Source organism: Rhizorhabdus dicambivorans (genome assembly GCF_002355275.1).
GTDB lineage: Bacteria > Pseudomonadota > Alphaproteobacteria > Sphingomonadales > Sphingomonadaceae > Rhizorhabdus > Rhizorhabdus dicambivorans.
The window spans coordinates 2,535,558-2,554,100 of the sequence record NZ_CP023449.1 but is presented as its reverse complement, the minus strand read 5'-3'; the positions used below and the strand labels follow the sequence as shown (position 1 = coordinate 2,554,100).

16 protein-coding genes are annotated in these 18,543 nt (G+C 66.5%); 7 read left to right on the top strand and 9 right to left on the bottom strand.

The annotated features are described in order from the left end of the window. Positions 1 to 5: 5 nt before the first annotated feature. The 4 genes from gshB (at position 6) to CMV14_RS12115 (ending at position 5,317) form a co-directional block, all read left to right on the top strand. Positions 6 to 953 carry a glutathione synthase gene (gshB, locus tag CMV14_RS12130; protein ID WP_066959139.1) on the top strand — a complete coding sequence of 316 codons (948 nt, stop codon included), beginning with the start codon at positions 6 to 8 and terminating at the stop codon, positions 951 to 953. Positions 954 to 966: 13 nt separating this feature from the next. Then, the gene (locus CMV14_RS12125) at positions 967 to 1,566 is read left to right on the top strand and encodes a DedA family protein (protein WP_066959138.1); all 600 of its coding nucleotides are present in this window, start codon (positions 967 to 969) and stop codon (positions 1,564 to 1,566) included. Positions 1,567 to 1,866: 300 nt separating this feature from the next. Continuing rightward, positions 1,867 to 4,053 (top strand): glycosyltransferase family 4 protein, encoded by a 2,187-nt coding sequence (locus CMV14_RS12120; RefSeq protein ID WP_066959137.1) that lies wholly within the window; start codon positions 1,867 to 1,869, stop codon positions 4,051 to 4,053. Further along, positions 4,004 to 5,317 (top strand): glycoside hydrolase family 130 protein, encoded by a 1,314-nt coding sequence (locus tag CMV14_RS12115; RefSeq protein WP_066959335.1) that lies wholly within the window; start codon positions 4,004 to 4,006, stop codon positions 5,315 to 5,317. The genes CMV14_RS12120 and CMV14_RS12115 overlap by 50 nt, the downstream gene beginning before the upstream one ends. 3 nt (positions 5,318 to 5,320) lie before the next feature. On the opposite strand, the gene CMV14_RS12110 is transcribed toward CMV14_RS12115, so the two are convergent. Beyond that, positions 5,321 to 7,795: a TonB-dependent receptor domain-containing protein gene (locus CMV14_RS12110; RefSeq protein ID WP_066959136.1), complete on the bottom strand. Its 2,475-nt coding sequence runs from the start codon at positions 7,793 to 7,795 to the stop codon at positions 5,321 to 5,323. Between the two features lie 129 nt (positions 7,796 to 7,924). Here CMV14_RS12110 and CMV14_RS12105 point away from each other — a divergent pair, with 129 nt between their 5' ends. Further along, positions 7,925 to 9,493 (top strand): sodium:solute symporter family transporter, encoded by a 1,569-nt coding sequence (locus CMV14_RS12105; RefSeq protein ID WP_066959135.1) that lies wholly within the window; start codon positions 7,925 to 7,927, stop codon positions 9,491 to 9,493. Between the two features lie 5 nt (positions 9,494 to 9,498). Here CMV14_RS12105 and CMV14_RS12100 read toward each other — a convergent pair whose 3' ends face one another. The 4 genes from CMV14_RS12100 to hisI form a co-directional block, all read right to left on the bottom strand. Further along, complete coding sequence (locus CMV14_RS12100; protein WP_066959134.1) at positions 9,499 to 10,515, bottom strand: LacI family DNA-binding transcriptional regulator; 1,017 nt, start codon at positions 10,513 to 10,515, stop codon at positions 9,499 to 9,501. A 58-nt stretch (positions 10,516 to 10,573) separates the two neighbouring features. Then, positions 10,574 to 11,035 carry a DUF1465 family protein gene (locus CMV14_RS12095; protein WP_066959133.1) on the bottom strand — a complete coding sequence of 154 codons (462 nt, stop codon included), beginning with the start codon at positions 11,033 to 11,035 and terminating at the stop codon, positions 10,574 to 10,576. 62 nt (positions 11,036 to 11,097) lie between these two features. Further along, the gene (locus tag CMV14_RS12090) at positions 11,098 to 11,538 is read right to left on the bottom strand and encodes a MerR family transcriptional regulator (RefSeq protein WP_066959132.1); all 441 of its coding nucleotides are present in this window, start codon (positions 11,536 to 11,538) and stop codon (positions 11,098 to 11,100) included. Positions 11,539 to 11,642: 104 nt separating this feature from the next. Beyond that, on the bottom strand, positions 11,643 to 12,032 hold the full coding sequence (gene hisI / locus CMV14_RS12085) for a phosphoribosyl-AMP cyclohydrolase (protein WP_066959333.1): 390 nt from the start codon (positions 12,030 to 12,032) through the stop codon (positions 11,643 to 11,645). Positions 12,033 to 12,177: 145 nt separating this feature from the next. On the opposite strand from hisI, the gene purF reads away from it, so the two are divergent. After that, complete coding sequence (gene purF / locus CMV14_RS12080; protein WP_066959131.1) at positions 12,178 to 13,638, top strand: amidophosphoribosyltransferase; 1,461 nt, start codon at positions 12,178 to 12,180, stop codon at positions 13,636 to 13,638. Positions 13,639 to 13,661: 23 nt separating this feature from the next. After that, a complete protein-coding gene (locus CMV14_RS12075; protein ID WP_066959130.1) occupies positions 13,662 to 14,372 on the top strand; it encodes an SDR family NAD(P)-dependent oxidoreductase in 711 nt (236 codons plus the stop codon). Positions 14,373 to 14,468: 96 nt separating this feature from the next. Here CMV14_RS12075 and CMV14_RS12070 read toward each other — a convergent pair whose 3' ends face one another. The 4 genes from CMV14_RS12070 to folE all read right to left on the bottom strand — a co-directional run bounded on the left by CMV14_RS12070 (position 14,469) and on the right by folE (position 18,367). Continuing rightward, the gene (locus CMV14_RS12070; RefSeq protein ID WP_066959129.1) at positions 14,469 to 15,749 is read right to left on the bottom strand and encodes an SAM-dependent methyltransferase; all 1,281 of its coding nucleotides are present in this window, start codon (positions 15,747 to 15,749) and stop codon (positions 14,469 to 14,471) included. A gap of 102 nt (positions 15,750 to 15,851) precedes the next feature. After that, entirely contained in the window at positions 15,852 to 17,225 is a 1,374-nt protein-coding gene (locus tag CMV14_RS12065; protein WP_066959128.1) for a cryptochrome/photolyase family protein, read from the bottom strand. Then, positions 17,222 to 17,722 (bottom strand): hypothetical protein, encoded by a 501-nt coding sequence (locus tag CMV14_RS12060; protein WP_066959127.1) that lies wholly within the window; start codon positions 17,720 to 17,722, stop codon positions 17,222 to 17,224. The genes CMV14_RS12065 and CMV14_RS12060 overlap by 4 nt, the downstream gene beginning before the upstream one ends. Positions 17,723 to 17,746: 24 nt before the next feature. Further along, positions 17,747 to 18,367, bottom strand: a complete 621-nt coding sequence (gene folE, locus CMV14_RS12055; protein ID WP_066959331.1) for a GTP cyclohydrolase I FolE — start codon at positions 18,365 to 18,367, stop codon at positions 17,747 to 17,749. Between the last annotated feature and the right edge of the window lie 176 nt (positions 18,368 to 18,543).

The following is an 18,543-nucleotide window of genomic DNA, read 5'->3' as shown; positions in this document are numbered from 1 at the left end:
TGCCCATGCCCCTGAATGTCGCCGTCCAGATGGACCCGCTGGAGACGATCAATATCGGGGGAGATTCGACCTTTGCGATCATGCTGGGCGCCCTGGCGCGCGGGCACAGGCTGTACCATTATCAGGCGGGCGACCTCTGCTACCGCGATGGCCGGGTGACCGCGCCCGCGCGCCCCATCACGAAGCTCCAACGGGTGGCGGGCGATCATTTCGCGGTGGGCGATTCCGTGGTGCTCGATCTCGCCGACGATATCGACGTGGTGCTGATGCGACAGGACCCGCCGTTCGATCTGGCCTATATCACCGCCACCCACCTGCTCGAGCGCATCCAGCACAGGACGCTGGTCGTCAATGACCCGGCCTCGGTCCGCAACGCGCCCGAGAAGCTGTTCGTGCTCGATTATGCCCGTTTCATGCCGCCGACGATGATCACCCGGCGGCTAGAGGATGCCCGCGCCTTCCATGCCGAGCATGGCGAGGTGGTGGTGAAGCCGCTCTACGGCAATGCCGGATCGGCGGTTTTCCATGTCGGCCGCAACGACGCCAATCTGGCGGCGCTGACCGAGCTGTTCGGCCAGGTCTGGCGCGAACCCTTCATGGTGCAGGCCTTCCTTCCCGACGTGTCCAAGGGCGACAAGCGGATCGTACTGGTCGACGGCAAGGTGGCCGGCGCGATCAACCGCCTGCCCAAGGCGGGCGAGATCCGATCCAACCTCGCCGCCGGCGGCCGCGCCGATGCGACCGAACTGACGGCGCGCGAGGTGGAGATATGCGATGCGCTCGGCCCCGATCTGGCCGCGCGGGGGCTGCTGTTCGTCGGCATCGACGTGATCGCCGGCCATCTGACCGAAATAAACGTCACTTCGCCGACCGGGATCGTCGCGATAGACAATTTCAACGGAACCGACACACCCGCGCTGATATGGGACGCCATCGAATCCAAGCTGAAGTAGCGGAGCGTTCCGAATGACCGACTGGGTGCAGGCGCTGATCGCCGAGGGCGGCTATCTTGGCGTCTTCCTGCTGATGTTCGGCGAGACCATCTTCCCGCCAATCCCGTCCGAGGTGATCATGTCGATGGCCGGACTCCAGGCCGCAAAGGGCACGATGTCCCTGACCGGCGCGATCCTGGTCGGATCGGCGGGCGCGATGCTGGGCAACATCGCCTGGTATCTGGCCGCGCGCGGGCTGGGGATGGAGCGGCTCCGCCCGCTGATCGAACGCCATGGCCGCTGGCTGACGATGGACTGGGCGGAAGTGGACCGGGGCGAGCGCTGGTTCATGCGCCATGGCTATCTGTTCGTCTGCATCGGACGGATGCTGCCGACGCTGCGATCGCTGATATCGATCCCCGCCGGGCTGATGCGGATGCGCTTCCTGCCCTTCTGCCTGTGGTCATCGATCGGGACGGTGGGCTGGTCGGCGATGCTCGGGACAGGAGGGTGGGTGCTGGGAACCCGTTTTGCTGAGATGGAAGCGTGGCTCGGGCTGGCATCCACCCTGCTGCTGATCGCGCTGGGCGCCTGGTATCTCTGGCGCGTGCTGACCTGGCGGCCGCGAACCTGATCGACCGAGTCGAGCGTACAGCAATGGGTCCTGGCGCGGATTATCTTCACCCGGACGAAAATATTGCACCGCAACGAAGCAGGACGGGAACAGGTTGTTCCGTGTCGCGTTGGCCCTTTGCCGCCACGACACGAGGGAATTCCTATGGATTGCAATGTGTTTCGGAGTTCTTCTGCCAGCGGCGAAGTCGTCTCGCTTTTCGGGGGTGTGGGATCGGGTACCAGTGAACGGCCTATCCGGGTCGCGTTGATAGGGACCTTTCCCCCTCGCCGTTGCGGCATCGCCACCTTTACCAAGGATGTGTTCGATCGCCTTGGGGCCAGACCGGATTTCCAGATCAGCGTCCATGCTATCGAGCAGCATGGAGAGGCAGGGGCGCGGCCCGACGTCGCCGGCGTGATCCGCCAATCCTTGCCCGACGATTATGTGCGCGCCGCGCGTGAGATCAACGCCGCTGCCTATGACGCGGTCTGGATCCAGCATGAGTTCGGCATCTTCGGCGGACCCGACGGCGAGATGGTGTGCGATTTCGCCGATCGTATCGCCGCGCCCATCATCCTGACCTTCCATACCGTGCTGAGCGCCCCCTCGCCGCGCCAGCGCGCGATCGTCGAGCATCTGATCTCGCGCGCATCGCGGATCATGGTGATGTCGCAGCAGGGGCGCGAGACGCTGATCGGCCAGTATCGCGCGCCCGCCGCGATCGTCGAGACGATCGCACATGGCGCACCCGACCGTCCGTTCGGCCGCGAAGCTGAGTTCAAGGCTCGTTTCAGGCTGGGCGACCAGCCGATATTGATGACCTTCGGACTGATCGGCCCCGGCAAGGGGCTGGAGCACATGATCGAGGCGCTGCCCGCGATCGTCGCGCGCCACCCCCGGGCGCTCTATCGCATCGTCGGCGCTACCCACCCGAACCTGATCGCCGAGGAGGGCGAGCGCTATCGCGAGTCGCTCCAGCAACTCGCCCGTTCGCTCGGCGTCGAGGATCATGTCGCCTGGGAGAACCGCTTCCTCGACACAGAAGAGTTGCTCGATCAGCTGGAGGCCTGCGACATCTATGTCACCCCCTATGCCAACCTCCAGCAGGCGACGTCAGGCACGCTGAGCTATGCGGTGGCGCTGGGCAAGGCGGTGGTGGCGACCCCCTATGTTCATGCGCGCGAACTGTTGGCGGGGGGCGTCGGGCTGATCGTCGAACCGCAGTCGAGCCGCGCTCTCGCCGAGGCGGTCAACGGCCTTCTCGACGACCCGGAGCGGCTGACCGCGACCAAGGAACGCGCCTATGCCGCCGGCCGCCGGACGATCTGGCCCGAATTCGCCAATGCCAGCGCCGCCCTCGTTCGCCGGGCCATCCGTCCCCGGGGACGTGAGGTCCGCATGGGGGCGAGGCCCGGCCTGTCCGGCGTCTGGACGATGAGCGACGGCTGCGGGATGCTGCAGCATTCGATCGGGATGGTTCCCGACCGGCGGCATGGCTATTGCCTGGACGACAATGTCCGGGCGCTGATGCTGATGAACATCGTGCCCGACCTTGCGCATGAGGAGCGGATGCGCTGGAGCCTGGTCTATGCCAGCTTCATCCAGCACGCCTGGAACCCGGATGCGCGGCGCTTCCGCAATTTCATGGCGTTCGACCGGAGCTGGTGCGAGGAAGTCGGTTCGGAGGATTCGAACGGCCGGGCGATATGGGCGCTGGGCCAGACCGCCGCGCTGGCGCCCGACCGGGAGTTGCGCCGCTGGGCGCTGCGCTGGTTCGACGAAACCTCGACCATTGCCGAAACTCTGCGACCGCCACGATCTACCGCTTTCGCGATGCTGGGCGCTGCGGCGGTGCTGCGGACCGTACACGATCATCTTCGCGCTGCGCATATCCTCGATCGTGGCGGCGCGATGCTGTTCGATCTTCTCCAGCACTCCCGCCGACCGGGCTGGACCTGGTTCGAAGCGCGACTCGCCTATGACAATCCGCGCCTCTGCCAGGCGCTGATCGAGGCCGGGCTGGAGCGCCGCCGTCCGGAATGGGTCGAAGCCGGGCTTGAGGCCCTGCGCTGGCTCGCGGACCGGCAGACCGCACGCGAGGGGCATTTCCGGCCGGTGGGCTCGGAAGGGTTCGGATCGGACTATGAGCAGCTTCCGTTCGACCAGCAGCCGCTGGAGGCACAGGCGGCGATAGAGGCAGCCTGTGCAGCATTTGAGGCGAATGACGACCCGGCATGGATCGATCATGCTCTGACAGCATATTGCTGGTATCTTGGCGTCAACGATCGGGGAGTCGTCCTCGCGGATGTGGCCAGTGGCCGCTGCCGCGACGGCATCACCCCGCGCGGGGCGAACGAAAATATGGGCGCCGAATCGATCTTGGCGTTCCAATTGTCTCATTACGCTGTTCTGACGCTGAACCGGAGCGCCCTGCCTGATGCACGACCGGAAGACGATGCTGAAGCCGAGCCCCGCGATACCGCACACCCCCCTGCGTTTGCTTGAGGCACGGCTTCACGCCGACCCCTCCCGCGTCGTTCTTCGACCTTTTCATCTGGGGTGGCAGTCCGGTCACGCGCCGGGCGACCGGGCGCATCGGCTCGTCGCCGATATCGTGGCCCTTTCCGAACCGGAGGTCGATGCGGAATATTGCCGGGTGGTGCGCGACTTCGTCGAACGCCATTGGCAGACCGAGCGGATGTTCGACCAGCGCTACCAGGAGGTGCACGACGCGCTGGGCTTCGACGACGCCGGCTTCACGATCGATCGCAAGCGGCTGATCGGCGCCTTCTTCTGCCACGAATATACCTATGCGGCGGCGGCGCTGATGAACCCGTCGATCGTTCCGCATCCGGATCAATCTGGCCTTGCGGGCGGGGCCTGCCGTTTCGTGATGAGCGTCCGCGCGGTGGGCGAAGGCCATATCAGCTCGATCGCCTTCCGCGAGGGGATCGCCTCCCCCAACGGCGATTTCGAGCTATGGCCGCAGGGCGCCTTTGCGACGGCCGTCGACCTCGACGAGCCGAGTCTCACTGATGCCGATTGCGCCGTCACGGTCCATCGCCATCCCGAGAGCAGCCTTTCCAACACCGTCATCTTCCCGATCACCGAGCAGCAGCGGGGTGGGCTGGAGGATCTGCGGCTGGTCCGCTTCCGCCATGACGACGGCAACCATGAGTGGATCGGCACCTATACCGCCTATTCGGGCAGCTCGATCCGCTCCGAGCTGTTGCGCACCCGCGATTTTCGCAGCTTCGACCTGGAGCCGATCGAGGGCCGCGCCGGCCGTAACAAGGGGATGGCGCTATTCCCGGAGAAGATCGCCGGCCAATATATGATGATCGGCCGGCAGGACGGGAAGAACCTGTTCCTGCTCCGCTCCGACCGGCTCGACCATTGGGACGAGGAAGGCGTGCTGCTGATGGAGCCGCGCTACCCTTGGGAGTTCATCCAGATCGGCAATTGCGGAAGCCCGATCCTGACCGACGAGGGCTGGCTGCTGTTCACCCATGGCGTCGGCGCGATGCGCAAATATGCGCTGGGCGCCGCCCTTCTCGACCGCGACGATCCCTCGAAGCTGATCGGCCGCACCCGCGAGCCGGTGCTGACCGCGGAAGATGCCGACCGGGCGGGATATGTGCCGAACGTCGTCTACACCTGCGGTGCGATGAAGGTCGGCGGGCAATTGTTCATACCCTATGGGATATCCGACAGCGCGGTGGGTTTCGCGGTTGCCGATATCGATGCGCTGCTCGACCTTATCGAGTGAGGTTCAAAGCGTCAGCTTGGCGGCCACCGACATCGTACGCCCATTGATCGAACGCGCCCGTACGATCCCGTTGGCCGGGATGGAGCCCTCTTCCGCCTCGGTGAAACCCTGCACGTCAAACAGGTTGTTGGCGCTCAGCGACAGCATCAGCGCAGCTGTCGGGCGGACCGAGACGAAGGCGTTCACCTGCGCATAGGCGGGCAGCTTCAGCCCTTCATTGTCCTGCGCGTAGCTGCTGCCGGTGCCGACGAGATTGGCGCCGATGGTGAACAGCGCCCCCTGATATTGCGGCGTCACGCTGTAGACGACCCGGGCCTGGCGGCGCGGCCGGTTTCCTTCGTTTGCGGGCGTGACACGATCGCGGGTGATCCGCGCATGGGTCCAGGTCGCAGCGCCGGTGATGCTGAACCCGCCGACCTGATAGCTGCCCTCCATCTCGAGGCCATAGGCGCGGTAGCGGCGGTCGAGGAAGCGCTGGCTGGTCGCCTCGAAGTTCGATTCCTCGACGGTGGCGTGGAACAGGGTGGCGAACAGCGCCAGATCGCGCTGCTGATATTTCAGCCCGGCCTCCGCCTGGCGGACGAAGTCCACGGCCGCGCTGCGATCCGACAGCCCGCCATCGGCGATGCGCAGTGCTGGGCCGAACAATATGCGGTCGGCATTGGCCCGCCCGCCCCGGCTGTAGCGCGCGAACAGCGACGTGCCGTAGGCCAGCCGGTAGTTCACGCCCGTCGACCAGGAGAGATAGTCATAGCGGTAGCGCACCGGCGCGCCGATCGCCGGGGTTGCGGTGCTGCGGGCCTCGGCGGCGGAAATCGCTCCGTCGCCATCGACGTCGACCGGCGAGGTCGCCGGCCCGCCTATGCCGAGATCGGTGCCCGCGACCCGGCCGCGCACCCGGCCATTGTCCCATCGCAGGCTGCCGGCGAGCGTCCACCCGCCATGCCCGTAGTTGAAAGCCGCGAAGGGCGCCGCGATATCGTAGCGCGCGTCATAGCTGCGGCGGCAGCAATTGCCGAAGAAGCTGGCGCCATAGCCATAGGTGCCCCGGTCGGTCTGCGGCACGCCCGCCGCCGTTCGGATATCGACCAGGGCGGCCCGGCCGTCGCCGCGCACCTCCGATACGACGCTGCTCCATGTCCAGTCGGTGTCGATCCGCTGACGGGTCAGGAACAGGCCGCCGGTCAGGCTGAGCCTGGCTTCGCCGATCGATATGTCGCGGATCGCGCGCAGATCGTTGGTGATGTTGTCGAGCTGATTGAGCCGGGTGTCGAAGACGACATTCTGCGCCAGCAGCCCATTGCCGTTGAGGCCGGCCGGTGCGGCGATCGCCTGACCCGCCAGGGGGCCGGTGGCATGGCGCAGGGTCGCTCCCGGCCCGCCGAGCGCCGCCGCGACGGTGGCGGCATCGCCAACCAGCGCCGGGAAAGGCGCTATGAAGCGGCCCGATATGTCCGCGAAGCGGAAGCGTTCACTGATCGTCCAGCCCTCGCCCGGCTCGACCCGGGCCTCCAGGCCGATCTGCTTCACCACAGGATGCATGCCGTCACCGAGATCGTCGGTCACCGGCCGGTTGTCGGCCCCCAGGGTGCGCTGGGCGCGGTTGTGGCGCGAGTAGAAGGTCCCGTCCCTGACCGAGAAGCCGGGCAGGCTGCGATAGCGGGGATCATGGTCGCTGCCCGTCACCCGCACCGGTGTCGGCAGATAGGAAGGAGTCCTGTCATTCAGATACTTGACGTAAACTCTTACGAAACCGTTTGAAAATTTCCGAGTGAGATTCGCCTTGAGCTGGCCGCCGCGCTGGGCGTCGTAGCCGGCCTTGCGCGGGCCTTCGCCGCGCCGGTAGAAACCGCCGGCGTGCCAGGTCCAGTCCTCGCCGATCCGCCCGCCATAATCGGCGTCGATGCGATATTCTTCATAATCGATGCCGCCGCTGAGCTGGATCGCGCCGCCTTCGCGATCGCCGGTCCTGGAGATCAGGTTGATAACCCCGCCCGGGCTGTTCGACGCCAGCGTGGAGGAGGAACCGCCACGCACTGCCTCGATCCTCTGGAGGTTGAGATCGGCGCGCAGGAAGATATCGGCATTGCCGAAGGTGATATCGCCGAACTGGAGGATCGGCAGCCCGTCCTCCTGCAGCTGCAGATATTTCGAGCCGCCCGTGGCCAGCGGCAGGCCGCGCACCGAGATATTGGCATTACCCTCTCCGCCCGAGCTTTCCGAGCGGATGCCGGGAAGCGCGCGGAACATCTCGGCCGCCGATCGGGGCGCCGCCACCTGGATCTGGCCGGGGCTGAGGACCGAGGCCGAGATGCTGCTGTCCAACCGGTTCTGGCCGCGCGGCACCGCCGTCACGATGATGACGTCGTCGTTGCTCGCCTGGCGCGGCGGCAGGGCCGGCGTAATGCCCTGCGCGCAGAGCGGCGATGCCGCCGATGCCAGCAGGATCAGCCAAATTCCCCGCACCCGATTCGCCATCGACCGTCCACCCCTGTTTTCGCAACGGCGCGCGACTGCCATGGATTTCGCCTTGTCCGGAAACGGAAAATCGATTGCGTGCCGGGATGATGGGCTGGGATGTGGAATAATCCGGGTTAAGAGACTGGAATGCACGGGCTCGTCTCGATCGACTACGCCGTCATCGGCTTCTACGGCATCGGGCTCCTGCTGCTGGCTGTGGCCGGGACCCACCGGGGTGGCGGCGCCAACGAATATTTCCTCGCATCGCGCGCCGCCGGATGGCCTATGGTGGGACTGTCACTGCTCGCCTCCAACATATCCTCCACGACGATGGTCGGCCTGGCGGGGGCCGCCTATCTCAGCGGCATATCGGTCTATAATTATGAATGGATGGCGGCCGTCGTGCTGGTCATCTTCGTGGCGCTGATGCTGCCAAGCCTGCTGGCGAGCGGGGTCTTCACCATGCCCGAACTGCTGGAGCGCCGCTATGACCGGCCGACCCGGCTCTACTTCGCCGGTCTCACCCTGTTCCTGAACTTCGCAGTCGATGCGGCGGGAACGCTCTATGCCGGTGCCTTCCTGTTGAAGCTGCTCTATCCCGGCGTCGAGCTCTGGATCATCGTAGCAGCCCTCGCGCTCACCGCCGGTGCCTATACCGTGGCCGGCGGGATGCGCGCGGTTCTCTATACCGAGGTTATGCAGGCGCTGATCCTGCTCGGCGGATCGGCGGTGATCGCGGTCGCGGCGTTCGATCATGCCGGCGGCTGGAGCGCGATCACCGCCGCCGTCCCGCCGGAGAAGCTCAGCCTGATCCGGCCGCTCGACGATCCGACCCTGCCCTGGCTCGGCCTGCTCACTGGCGTCCCGATCCTGGGCTTCTATTTCTGGTGCACCAACCAGTTCATGGTCCAGCGGGTGCTGGCGGCGCGCAGCCTGGACCATGGCCGCTGGGGTTGCCTGTTCGCCGGGCTGCTCAAGCTGCCTGTGCTATGGCTGATGGTGCTGCCCGGCACGGCCGCGCTGCTGATCGCCCCCGGCCTCGACCGCGCCGACCTCGTCTATCCCACCCTGCTGTTCGATCTGATCCCCAACGGCTTCCTGGGGGTCGTCATCGCGGGCTTCCTGGCCGCCGCGATGTCGTCGCTCGCGGCGACCTTCAACGCCGCCGCGACGATCGTGACGATCGACTTCGTCCGCCCCGCCTTTCCCGGAATCGGCGATCGCGCGATTATCCGGTGCGGCCGCATCGCGACCATCGTCTTCATGGCGGCGGCCGTCGCCTGGGCGCCGCAGGTGCTGCGCTTCCCGTCGCTCTGGCAATATCTCCAGTCGGTGCTGGCCTATGCCGTTCCGCCGGTGGTCGTGCTGTTCCTGGCCGGCATGCTGTGGCGCCGGGCAAGCAGCACCGGCGCCCACGCCACGATCCTGACCGGTCTGGCGACGGGCGCCGCGCTGTTCCTGCTGGGGCCGGTGAGCGGACGCCTCGAGATCCATTTCCTCTACGCCGCCCCGATCATCCTGTCCGCCTCGACCGCCGCGATGATCCTGGCCAGCCTCATCCGGCCCGCCGTCGACAGTTCGCCACTGCTGTGGACCCGAGCCCATTGGGCGGCGGAAAGCGCGGCGCTGACGGCCGTGCCATGGTGGAAGAATTACCGGATCCAGGGCGTCGGGCTGCTGGTGCTCACCGGCGCCATCGTCTTCGCCTTCCGCTGATCCCGTCAGGGCGCCGAAGCGCGGACGATCAGTTCGGGGGCCATCACGACCGGCTCGCACAGATCACCGCCGAGCCGGCGGAACAGCCGGTCGACAAGCTGGTTGGCGCCCTCGCGCAGGTCCTGGCGGATGGTGGTGAGCGAAGGTGCCATCTGCGACGCGAGCGGGACGTCGTCATAACCGACCACCGCGACGTCGTCGGGCACCGACATGCCATGTTCGGCCAGCGCCCTTATCGCCGCGATCGCGATAACATCGGAGGCGGCGACGATCCCGTCTAGCTTCGGCGCGGCGGCGAGATGATCGACGAACAGGCGGTAGGCCCCATCGGGCGTGAAGGGCGCCGGGATCACCCCGGCGGGCTCGACCCCGGCCTCGCGATGGGCGGCGACGAAGCCGGCATGGCGCGCGACGATCTCGGGAACGTCGGCATGGCCGGCATAGAGGATATGGCGGCGCCCCTGGCCGAGCAGGTGGCGGGTGGCGACCGCCCCGCCGGCGACATTGTCGGTACCGACCGAGCAATAGCCCTGCCCGTCCCCCTTCTCTCCCCAGACGACGATCGGATCGAAACCCGCCGAGACACGGCGCAGCACCGCCTCCTGGTCCGACTGGCCGATCACGATCAACCCGTCGACCCGGCCCGAGTTGACCAGCCCGTCGAGCCAGCCATCGTCATCGGGAATGATGCGGGTGAGCAGCAGATCATAGCCCCGCGCCGTCACCCCGTCGGCGATATGGCCGAGCATGGTGATGAAGAAGGGATCGGAGACGAGCTGGCCCACCTCATGGCCCAGCGGAAAGATGATGCCGATCGCGTTGGTCCGCTTGAGACGCAGGTTGCGCGCCATCTGGTTGAGCTGGAACCCATGCTCACGCGCCAGATCGTTGATCCGGTTGCGCGTGTCGGTGCTGATCATCTTGCTGCCGGCGAGCGCCCGCGAGACGGTCGAAGCCGAAACCCCGGCCAGCCGGGCGATATCGGAAATGCTGTTGACCTCGCCCTTGCCCTTAACCGGCATGGCGCACGCCGTCAGGAAGCGGGACCAGGCCGCTGGCGAGGCGGATCACTCGCGCCACTCAGAACGCCCGTTCCAACCGGTCCAGCAGGCTGAGGGCGGGGCTCGTGGCTGACGCCTCGACCGGGGCGTCGATCTCGAGCCGGCGAACCCGCGCGTAGAGATCCTGGCTGGCGTCGATCAGCGCGATCGCGGCCTGGGGCAGGCCGGCTACCGCATCGGCATCGCTTGGCATCGCCTCCCCGAGCCGCCGGGAGGAAGCGGCCGCCTCCTCGTCGCTCATCTGGCCGAGCTCGATCGCGCGTTCGGTGAGCAGCCAGGCGAGGACATGCATCAGCCTGGTCGTGACCTTGAGCGATTCACAACTCAGCGCGACGCGGGTGAGCGGATCGAGCAGGGTGCGGTCCTCCCGCCCCTGGTGCTCGAAATAGCCGCGTGCTTCGTCGGCGAGCAGCATCGCTTCGGTGTACAGGCCGTTGACCAGCCTGCCGCGCAGCCGAATCTGTCTGGGCCCCTCGCTCATACGCCATCAATGACACAGAGGAGCGAGGTCCGGAATCGAAAAATAGGTTAATTCCGCTGGTTTTAGGCCAGGCCGGACCGGCTTGTTCCGGGACCGTTATGGCGTGGATCGAGCGATTCGGCGAAGCTTGAGAGCTGATCGATCATTCCCTGGATATCGGTGAGTTGCTCCCGCAGGCTGGCGGCCCGCTCGCGGCAGCGCACTGCAGTCACCGCCCGCTGAGTCGCGCGGCCGTCACCGAGATCATAGAGATCGAGCATCTCGCCGATATCATCGAGGCTGAAGCCGAGGCTCTTGCCGCGCAGGATCCAGGCGATGCGGGCGCGATCGCGCCGCGAATAGATCCGGGCGGCGCCGTCGCGGGCCGGAGCGATCAGCCCCTCCTCCTCGTAGAAGCGCAGCGCGCGCGGCGTGATGCCGAACTCGCGCGACAGCTCGGTGATGCCGAAATGCTCCGCCTGGGTGGGCGCGAGCGGATAAGCGGTTACGCAATCAACTGACACGGGCACATCCTCCGACTGATGATGTGCCTTGAGGGGTATTGCACCGCTTCCGCAGCGGCAATTGCCACTTTGCAAACGTTTGCTACTTTAGTCTTAGGAGGTGATCATTTCGGGTCGATGATAGGTCTCAGCGAGCGCCCGTCGGCCTCGATCGCCCGGTAGAAGCAGCTCGCCTCGCCAGTATGACAGGCGGGACCGGCCGGATCGCAGCGCAGCCACAGCGCATCCTGGTCGCAGTCGATTCGCGCCTCGACGACGCGCATGACATGGCCGCTGGTCTCGCCCTTCTTCCACAGCCGCCCGCGCGAGCGCGAGAAGAAGGTCGCCTCCCCGCTCTCCAGCGTCGCGGCCAACGCCGCGGCATTCATATGGGCGAGCATCAGGAGTTCGCCGGTTTCATGGTGGGTCACCACCGCGGTGATCAGCCCGGCGGCGTCATAGCGGGGATCGAGCACCCGTCCCTGCTCGCGATCGTGGGTCTCAGCGTGGGTCATGCGCCCGGCGATGCGCCAAAGCGCGGATTCAGGCAAGGCCACCGGAGCATTCCCATCGCGGCGCACAATATTTGTGACAGTGGGGCGACAAACGCTCCGCTCCTCACTATATGCCCGCCTATCGGCCACCGCGACAGGATTCGCGATGCTCACCACGCATCCGTTTGATGATGACAAGCTGCGCGAAGAGTGCGGCGTTTTCGGGATTTGGGGGGCGGAAACCGCCGCCGCAATGGTCGCGCTCGGCCTCCATGCGCTCCAGCATCGCGGGCAGGAGGCGGCCGGCATCACCAGCTGGGACGGCCATGCCTTCCACACCCATCGCGCGATGGGCCATGTCGCGGGCAATTTCGACAAGGACGAGGTGATCCGCGGCCTGCCCGGCCAGGTCGCCTGCGGCCATGTCCGCTATTCGACGACGGGAGAGACGGCGCTTCGCAACGTGCAGCCGCTGTTTGCCGAACTGTCCTCGGGCGGCTTCGCCATCGCGCATAACGGCAACATCTCCAACGCGATGAAGCTCAAGCGCGAGCTGGTCCGCCAGGGCTCGATCTTCCAGTCGACCAGCGACACCGAGACGATCATCCATCTCGTCGCCATGTCGAAGTACCGCACCCTGCTGGATCGCTTCATCGACGCGCTCAAGCAGGTCGAGGGCGCCTATTCGCTGATCTGCATGACGCCCGAGGGGATGATCGCCTGCCGCGATCCGCTCGGCATCCGTCCGCTGGTGATGGGCCGGGTCGGCGATGCCTATATCTTCGCGTCCGAGACGGTTGCGCTCGACGTGGTCGGCGCCACCTTCATCCGCCAGATCGAACCGGGCGAGCTGGTGATCGTGTCGGAGGGCGGGCTGCGTTCGATCCGGCCGTTCGGCGACGTGCGCGGCCGCCCGTGCATCTTCGAGCATGTCTATTTCTCGCGGCCCGATTCGATCGTCGATGGTTCGTCGGTCTATTCGGTGCGCAAGGCGATCGGCGCGCAGCTGGCGATCGAAAGCCCCATCGAAGCCGACATCGTCGTGCCGGTGCCCGACTCGGGCGTGCCGTCGGCCATCGGCTATGCGCAGGAATCGGGCATTCCGTTCGAGCTGGGCATCATCCGCTCGCACTATGTCGGCCGCACCTTCATCCAGCCCGGCGATCAGGTCCGCCACCTCGGCGTCAAGCTGAAGCACAATGCGAACCGCGCGCTGATCGACGGCCAGCGGCTGGTGCTGATCGACGATTCGATCGTGCGCGGCACCACCAGCGTCAAGATCCTGCAGATGCTGCGCGACGCGGGCGCCCGCGAAGTGCATCTGCGCATCGCCAGCCCGCCGACCAGGCATAGCTGCTTCTATGGCGTCGACACGCCCGAGCGCGCCAAGCTGCTCGCCGCACAGATGAACGTCGCGGAAATGGCCGCCTATATCGGCGCGGACAGCCTGGCCTTCCTGTCGATCGACGGCCTCTACAAGGCCCTGGGCGAGGAAGGCCGCGTCGATCGCGCGCCGAGCTATTGCGACGCCTGTTTCACCGGCGACTATCCGACCCACCTGACCGACCAGGAAGAGCTGACGCCGACCGACCAGCTCGCCCTCCATGGCGAGCGCGTGGTCGCCTGATCTCCAGCGACGAAAGCAGACCGATGGCCACCCCATTTTCCGGCAAGCTCGCGCTCGTCACCGGCGCATCGCGCGGCATCGGCGCCGCCACGGCGGAAGCGCTGGGCGCCGCCGGCGCGCATGTCATCCTGACCGCGCGGACCGCCGGCGGACTCGAAGAGGTCGAGGAGCGTATCCACAAGGCCGGCGGCAGCGCGACGATCGCGCCGCTCGACCTTGCCGAGAATGACAGCATCGCCCGGCTCGCCGAGGCGATCTCGGGCCGCTGGGAGGCGCTCGACATGCTCATCCTCAACGCGGCGATGCTGGGTACGCTCGCGCCGGTCCCCGCGATCGACGCCAAGGAATTCGCGCGCCTGCTGACCCTCAACGTCATGGCGCAGCAGCAGATGATAGCGGCCTTCGATCCGATGCTGCGGGCCTCCCCGGCGGGCCGGGTGATCGGCGTGACCAGCACCGTCGCGCAGAATCCGCGGGCCTATTGGGGAGCCTATGGCGCCTCCAAGGCCGCACTCGACAATCTGCTGCTCGCCTATGGCGAGGAAGTGACCAACATCAGCCCGGTCAAGGTCGCCATCGTCAATCCCGGCGCTACCGCCACCGCGATGCGCCGCAAGGCCTTTCCGGGCGAGGACCAGACAACGCTGAAGACACCCGAGACGGTAGCCCAGGCGATTGCCACGCTGCTGCAGAGCGATTTCCAGACCGGCCTGCGAACGACCGTAGAAGGGTAGTTCCACCCCGTCGCCCCGGTGGAGGCCGGGGCCGTAAGCGAACAGCGAGCACCACAGCCTCCTGCGGCCCCGGCCTCCACCGGGGCGATGGCAGGGCTATGCCTTGACCAGCGTCACCTGCGCGACATCGATGCCACCGCCGGCGAAGCCGCCCTCGCAATACATCAGGTAGAAGCGCCACAGCTTGACGAAAGCCTCATCGAAGCCCCGGGGGAGGCCGCCCTGCTCGACCGCCGCGTCGAAGCGCTCGCGCCAGCGGCGCAGCGTCTCCGCATAATGCAGGCCAAAGCCCTTGCGGCTCGATGCTTCCCAGCGCAGCCCGGCCTTCTCAGCCGCGGCTCGGAAGCGGCTTTCGGAGATCAGCATGCCGCCGGGAAAGATATAGGTCTGGATGAAATCGGCGTCGGTGCGATAGCTCTCGAAGATCGCATCGTCGATCTCGATATATTGGAGCGCGGCGCGGCCTCCCGGCTTCAGCGCCCGGGCGATCGCCTCCATATAGGCGCCCCAATATTCCTCGCCGACCGCCTCGACCATCTCGACGCTGGCGACCGCGTCATAGCGGCCGATCACGTCGCGATAGTCGCAGATTTCGAAGCGCGCCCTGTCCGCAAGGCCTGCCCGCTCCATGCGCTCGTCGGCGAAGGCCTTCTGCTCGACCGACAGGGTGATGCCGGTGACGTCGGCGCCATATTCGGATGCCGCCACCTCGGCGAGACCGCCCCACCCGCAGCCGATCTCCAGCAGGGTCGATCCGGGCTTCAGGTCGAGCCTATCGAGCAGCGCGGTGATCTTGCGGTGCTGGGCAGCCTCCAGCGGTTCGTCCCGGCTGATCGGCTCCTGGAACAGGGCCGAGCTGTAGCTCATCGTCCGGTCGAGCCACAGTTCGTAGAAATCATTGCCCAGGTCGTAATGGAAGGCGATGTTCTTGCGGGCGTTGGCGCGGCTGTTCCGGCGGAAAGCGTGCCAGATCAGGTTGAAGAAGCGCAGCGGCCCCTGCGCCCGGCCAAGCTCGCCCAGAGGGTGGCGGTTGCGCATGAACAGGTCGAAGATCGGCACCGGATCGGGGCTGGTCCACTCGCCCTCGGCCCAGCTGCGATACCAGCCCACCGAGCCGGTGGTGACGAGGCGGACGAGGGGCCGCCAGTTCCTGAGTTCGCAGATCGCGACCGGACCGTTGTCGGGATTGCCGAGCACCCGAAAGCTGCCATCGGGCAGGGTCGCCTGGATGGCCCCCTCGACGAGACCCTTGTCGATCGTATCGAGCAGGCGCTGGAAGCCCGGCGAGAGCAGCCGCGCCAGCCAGCTTGATCCGGTAGCGAAACGGCGGTCGGCACGAAGCAGATGTTGTCCACGCACGGGCGGCTGGGCGTTCATGTGAAACTGACTGTCCTATCCCCGGTTCGGCGTGACATTCGCCGCATATATCGAGCGTTACGGGGGGAAAAGACGCTTTGTTGCAACGGTGACAGATAATCCTCAGATTTCCGCCGAGGCCGCCAGCGCCCGCTCCCGGGCTTCGCGATGGCCGACGATCGGCGGCGGATAGCCGGCGGGCGAAAGACCGGCGCCATGGGGATCATGGATGGCTTCGCCCTCTATATCGGCCAGCTCCGGCACCCACCGCCGGATATAGCCGCCTGCATCGAATTTGGGCGACTGGACCAGCGGCGCCATGATCCGTCCGAACGGGTTGGAATCGACCCCCGTGCCCGCCACCCACTGCCAGTTGACGGCGTTGTTGCCATAATCGGCGTCGACCAGCGTGTCCCAGAACCAGCGCTCGCCCCTCCGCCAGTCGATCAGCAGATGCTTGATCAGGAAGGATGCCGCGATCATCCGCACGCGATTGTGCATGAAGCCCGTTGCCCACAGTTCGCGCATGCCGGCATCGACAATAGGATAGCCGGTGCGGCCTCTGGTCCAGGCGCGGAAATCGCGGTCGGCGGCGGCACCACGGCGCCAGGCCATCCTGTCCCAGGCGTCGCGGCCATTGCCATCGCCATAGCCGGGCAGGATATCGACGATGTTCGCGCAGAAATCGCGCCATCCGAGCTGACGGAGCCAGGGCTCGGCCTGGCGATGGAGCCGCTTCGCCGCGCGCAGCCAAAGCGTGGCCGGGGAAATCTCGCCGAAATGGAGATGCGGCGACAGGCGCGACGTGCCGTCGACCGAGGGACGATCACGATCCTCGTCATAATGGTCGAGGACCGGCAGGAATTCGTCGAGCGCCTCATGTGCCCCGGCCTCGCCCGGCGTCCAGATGCCGAAGCCCGCCGCCCAGTCGGGCTCGACCGGAAGGAGACCCCAGTTGGCCAGCGCGTCGCTTTCTATCGCGCCATGCGGCGCCCGGATGGCGTGCGGTGCCGGCGCCGGCCTGCCGGGCGGCATCTGCTCCTTCAGCGCGCGCCAATAGGGGGTGAAGATGCGGTAGCGGCCGCGCGCGCCGGTCAGCACGCCTTCGGGCGGGGCGAGCCGGTTGCCGTCATAGAGCCGCAGTTCGAGATCGCCGCCGGACAACACCGTCTCGGCGGCCTTCCACCACGGCTCATAATGGCGCGTGGCATGGATCGTCCGAGCATCGATGTCCCTGGCGAGCTTCCGCAATATGTCGGGCGACGTACCGCGCCGAAGAACGAGCCGCCCTCCCCTCGCCCGCAGCGCCTCGCCCAGCGCGGTCAGGCTGTGGTGCAACCACCAGCGTTGCGCGCCGCCGATCGCCCAGGGGCCGGGGCCCTCGTCATCGAGCACATAGACGCCGATCCAGGGACCGTCCGCGCTCGCCGCCGCCACCGCCGCCTGATCGGCAAGCCGCAGGTCCTGGCGGAACCAGACGATCGACGGGCGGGTCAATTGGCCTTGGCAGGCTTCGCGGCGGGGGTGGCGGGCTTTGCCGGCGCAGCCGGAGAGGAGGCCGGCATCTTCGCCGGATTGGTGAGATTCTGCAGCAGCGCCATCTTGTCGGCGGCCGGCAGGGCGCGCAGCAGGCTCAGCAGCCTGTCATTCTGGCGTTTCACAAACTCGGCCTGCAGCACTTCCTCACGCCGGAAAAGCTGTTCCAGCTTGTCGAGGTCGACATTCGCGACGTTGATCACCTGCAGCTTCTGCTCGCGGATCGTTTTCATCTCCGCGCCGATCTCCGCCATGCGCGGATCGGGCGTGCCGATGATCTGCTTGGCGATCGCATTGCCTTCCGCCGAGAGCGGGATGCTGCGCTTTCCCTGCATCAGCGGCGCGGATGCCGGCGCCGCCGGCTTGGCAACCGCCGCCGGCGTGGCTGGCGACGGCGCGGCGATAGCGGCGCCGGGCAGGCCCAGCGACAGGAGGAGCAGGGTCAGGCCAGGCTTCATTCCGAATCTCCGATCAGGGCTGTATCAGCCGAGCCCCATCAGGCTCAGCACCTCCTTACGGCTTCGATCGTCTTCGCGGAAGACACCCATCATGCGGCTCGTCGTCATTCCAACACCGGGGGTACGGACGCCACGCGCGGTCATGCACGCATGGGTTGCGTGGATCACCACCGCGACGCCGATCGGCTCGAGATGGGTCCAGATGCAGTCGGCCACCTCGGCGGTCAGCCGCTCCTGGATCTGGAGGCGGCGGGCAAAACCATGAAGGACGCGTGCGAGCTTCGAGATGCCGACAACCCGATGGTTCGGAAGATAGGCGATGTGGGCATGGCCGATGATCGGCGCCATGTGGTGCTCGCAATGCGACTGGAACGGGATGTCCTTGAGCAGGACGATCTCGTCATAGCCACCAACCTCTTCGAAGGTGCGGCTCAGGTGGAGCGAGGGGTCCTCCTGATAGCCCTGGCAATATTCCTTCCAGGCGCGGCCGACACGGGCCGGCGTGTCCAGCAGCCCCTCGCGATCGGGATCGTCGCCCGACCAGCGGATCAGGGTGCGGATCGCGTCCTGCACATCCTCTGGCACCGGGAGCTTGCTCGGCGGCGTGCCGTGCAGCGCTTCGTCGTCATCGCCCAGTATCGACATATTCATCCCGTCCTTGGCATTCCTACCGTTTCGCGTGCGCCTAACGCATGGAACGTCCCAATGTAAGCACGGCGCGGCCATATTCGGTGAAATTCTGCTTCTTCATCAAGCAAATGATGCTTCGCCGCACCTGCCAGATGGATCAGGATCGGGACGATCGGCTCTGCGGCGCGATC

Coding starts and splice junctions, on each gene's coding strand:
- gshB (WP_066959139.1), top strand. CDS start 6: ATGCCCCTGAATGTCGCCGTCCAGATGGACCCGCTGGAGACGATCAAT.
- CMV14_RS12125 (WP_066959138.1), top strand. CDS start 967: ATGACCGACTGGGTGCAGGCGCTGATCGCCGAGGGCGGCTATCTTGGC.
- CMV14_RS12115 (WP_066959335.1), top strand. CDS start 4,004: ATGCTGAAGCCGAGCCCCGCGATACCGCACACCCCCCTGCGTTTGCTT.
- CMV14_RS12110 (WP_066959136.1), bottom strand. CDS start 7,795: ATGGCGAATCGGGTGCGGGGAATTTGGCTGATCCTGCTGGCATCGGCG.
- CMV14_RS12105 (WP_066959135.1), top strand. CDS start 7,925: ATGCACGGGCTCGTCTCGATCGACTACGCCGTCATCGGCTTCTACGGC.
- CMV14_RS12100 (WP_066959134.1), bottom strand. CDS start 10,515: ATGCCGGTTAAGGGCAAGGGCGAGGTCAACAGCATTTCCGATATCGCC.
- CMV14_RS12095 (WP_066959133.1), bottom strand. CDS start 11,035: ATGAGCGAGGGGCCCAGACAGATTCGGCTGCGCGGCAGGCTGGTCAAC.
- hisI (WP_066959333.1), bottom strand. CDS start 12,032: ATGACCCACGCTGAGACCCACGATCGCGAGCAGGGACGGGTGCTCGAT.
- purF (WP_066959131.1), top strand. CDS start 12,178: ATGCTCACCACGCATCCGTTTGATGATGACAAGCTGCGCGAAGAGTGC.
- CMV14_RS12075 (WP_066959130.1), top strand. CDS start 13,662: ATGGCCACCCCATTTTCCGGCAAGCTCGCGCTCGTCACCGGCGCATCG.
- CMV14_RS12070 (WP_066959129.1), bottom strand. CDS start 15,749: ATGAACGCCCAGCCGCCCGTGCGTGGACAACATCTGCTTCGTGCCGAC.
- CMV14_RS12060 (WP_066959127.1), bottom strand. CDS start 17,722: ATGAAGCCTGGCCTGACCCTGCTCCTCCTGTCGCTGGGCCTGCCCGGC.
- folE (WP_066959331.1), bottom strand. CDS start 18,367: ATGTCGATACTGGGCGATGACGACGAAGCGCTGCACGGCACGCCGCCG.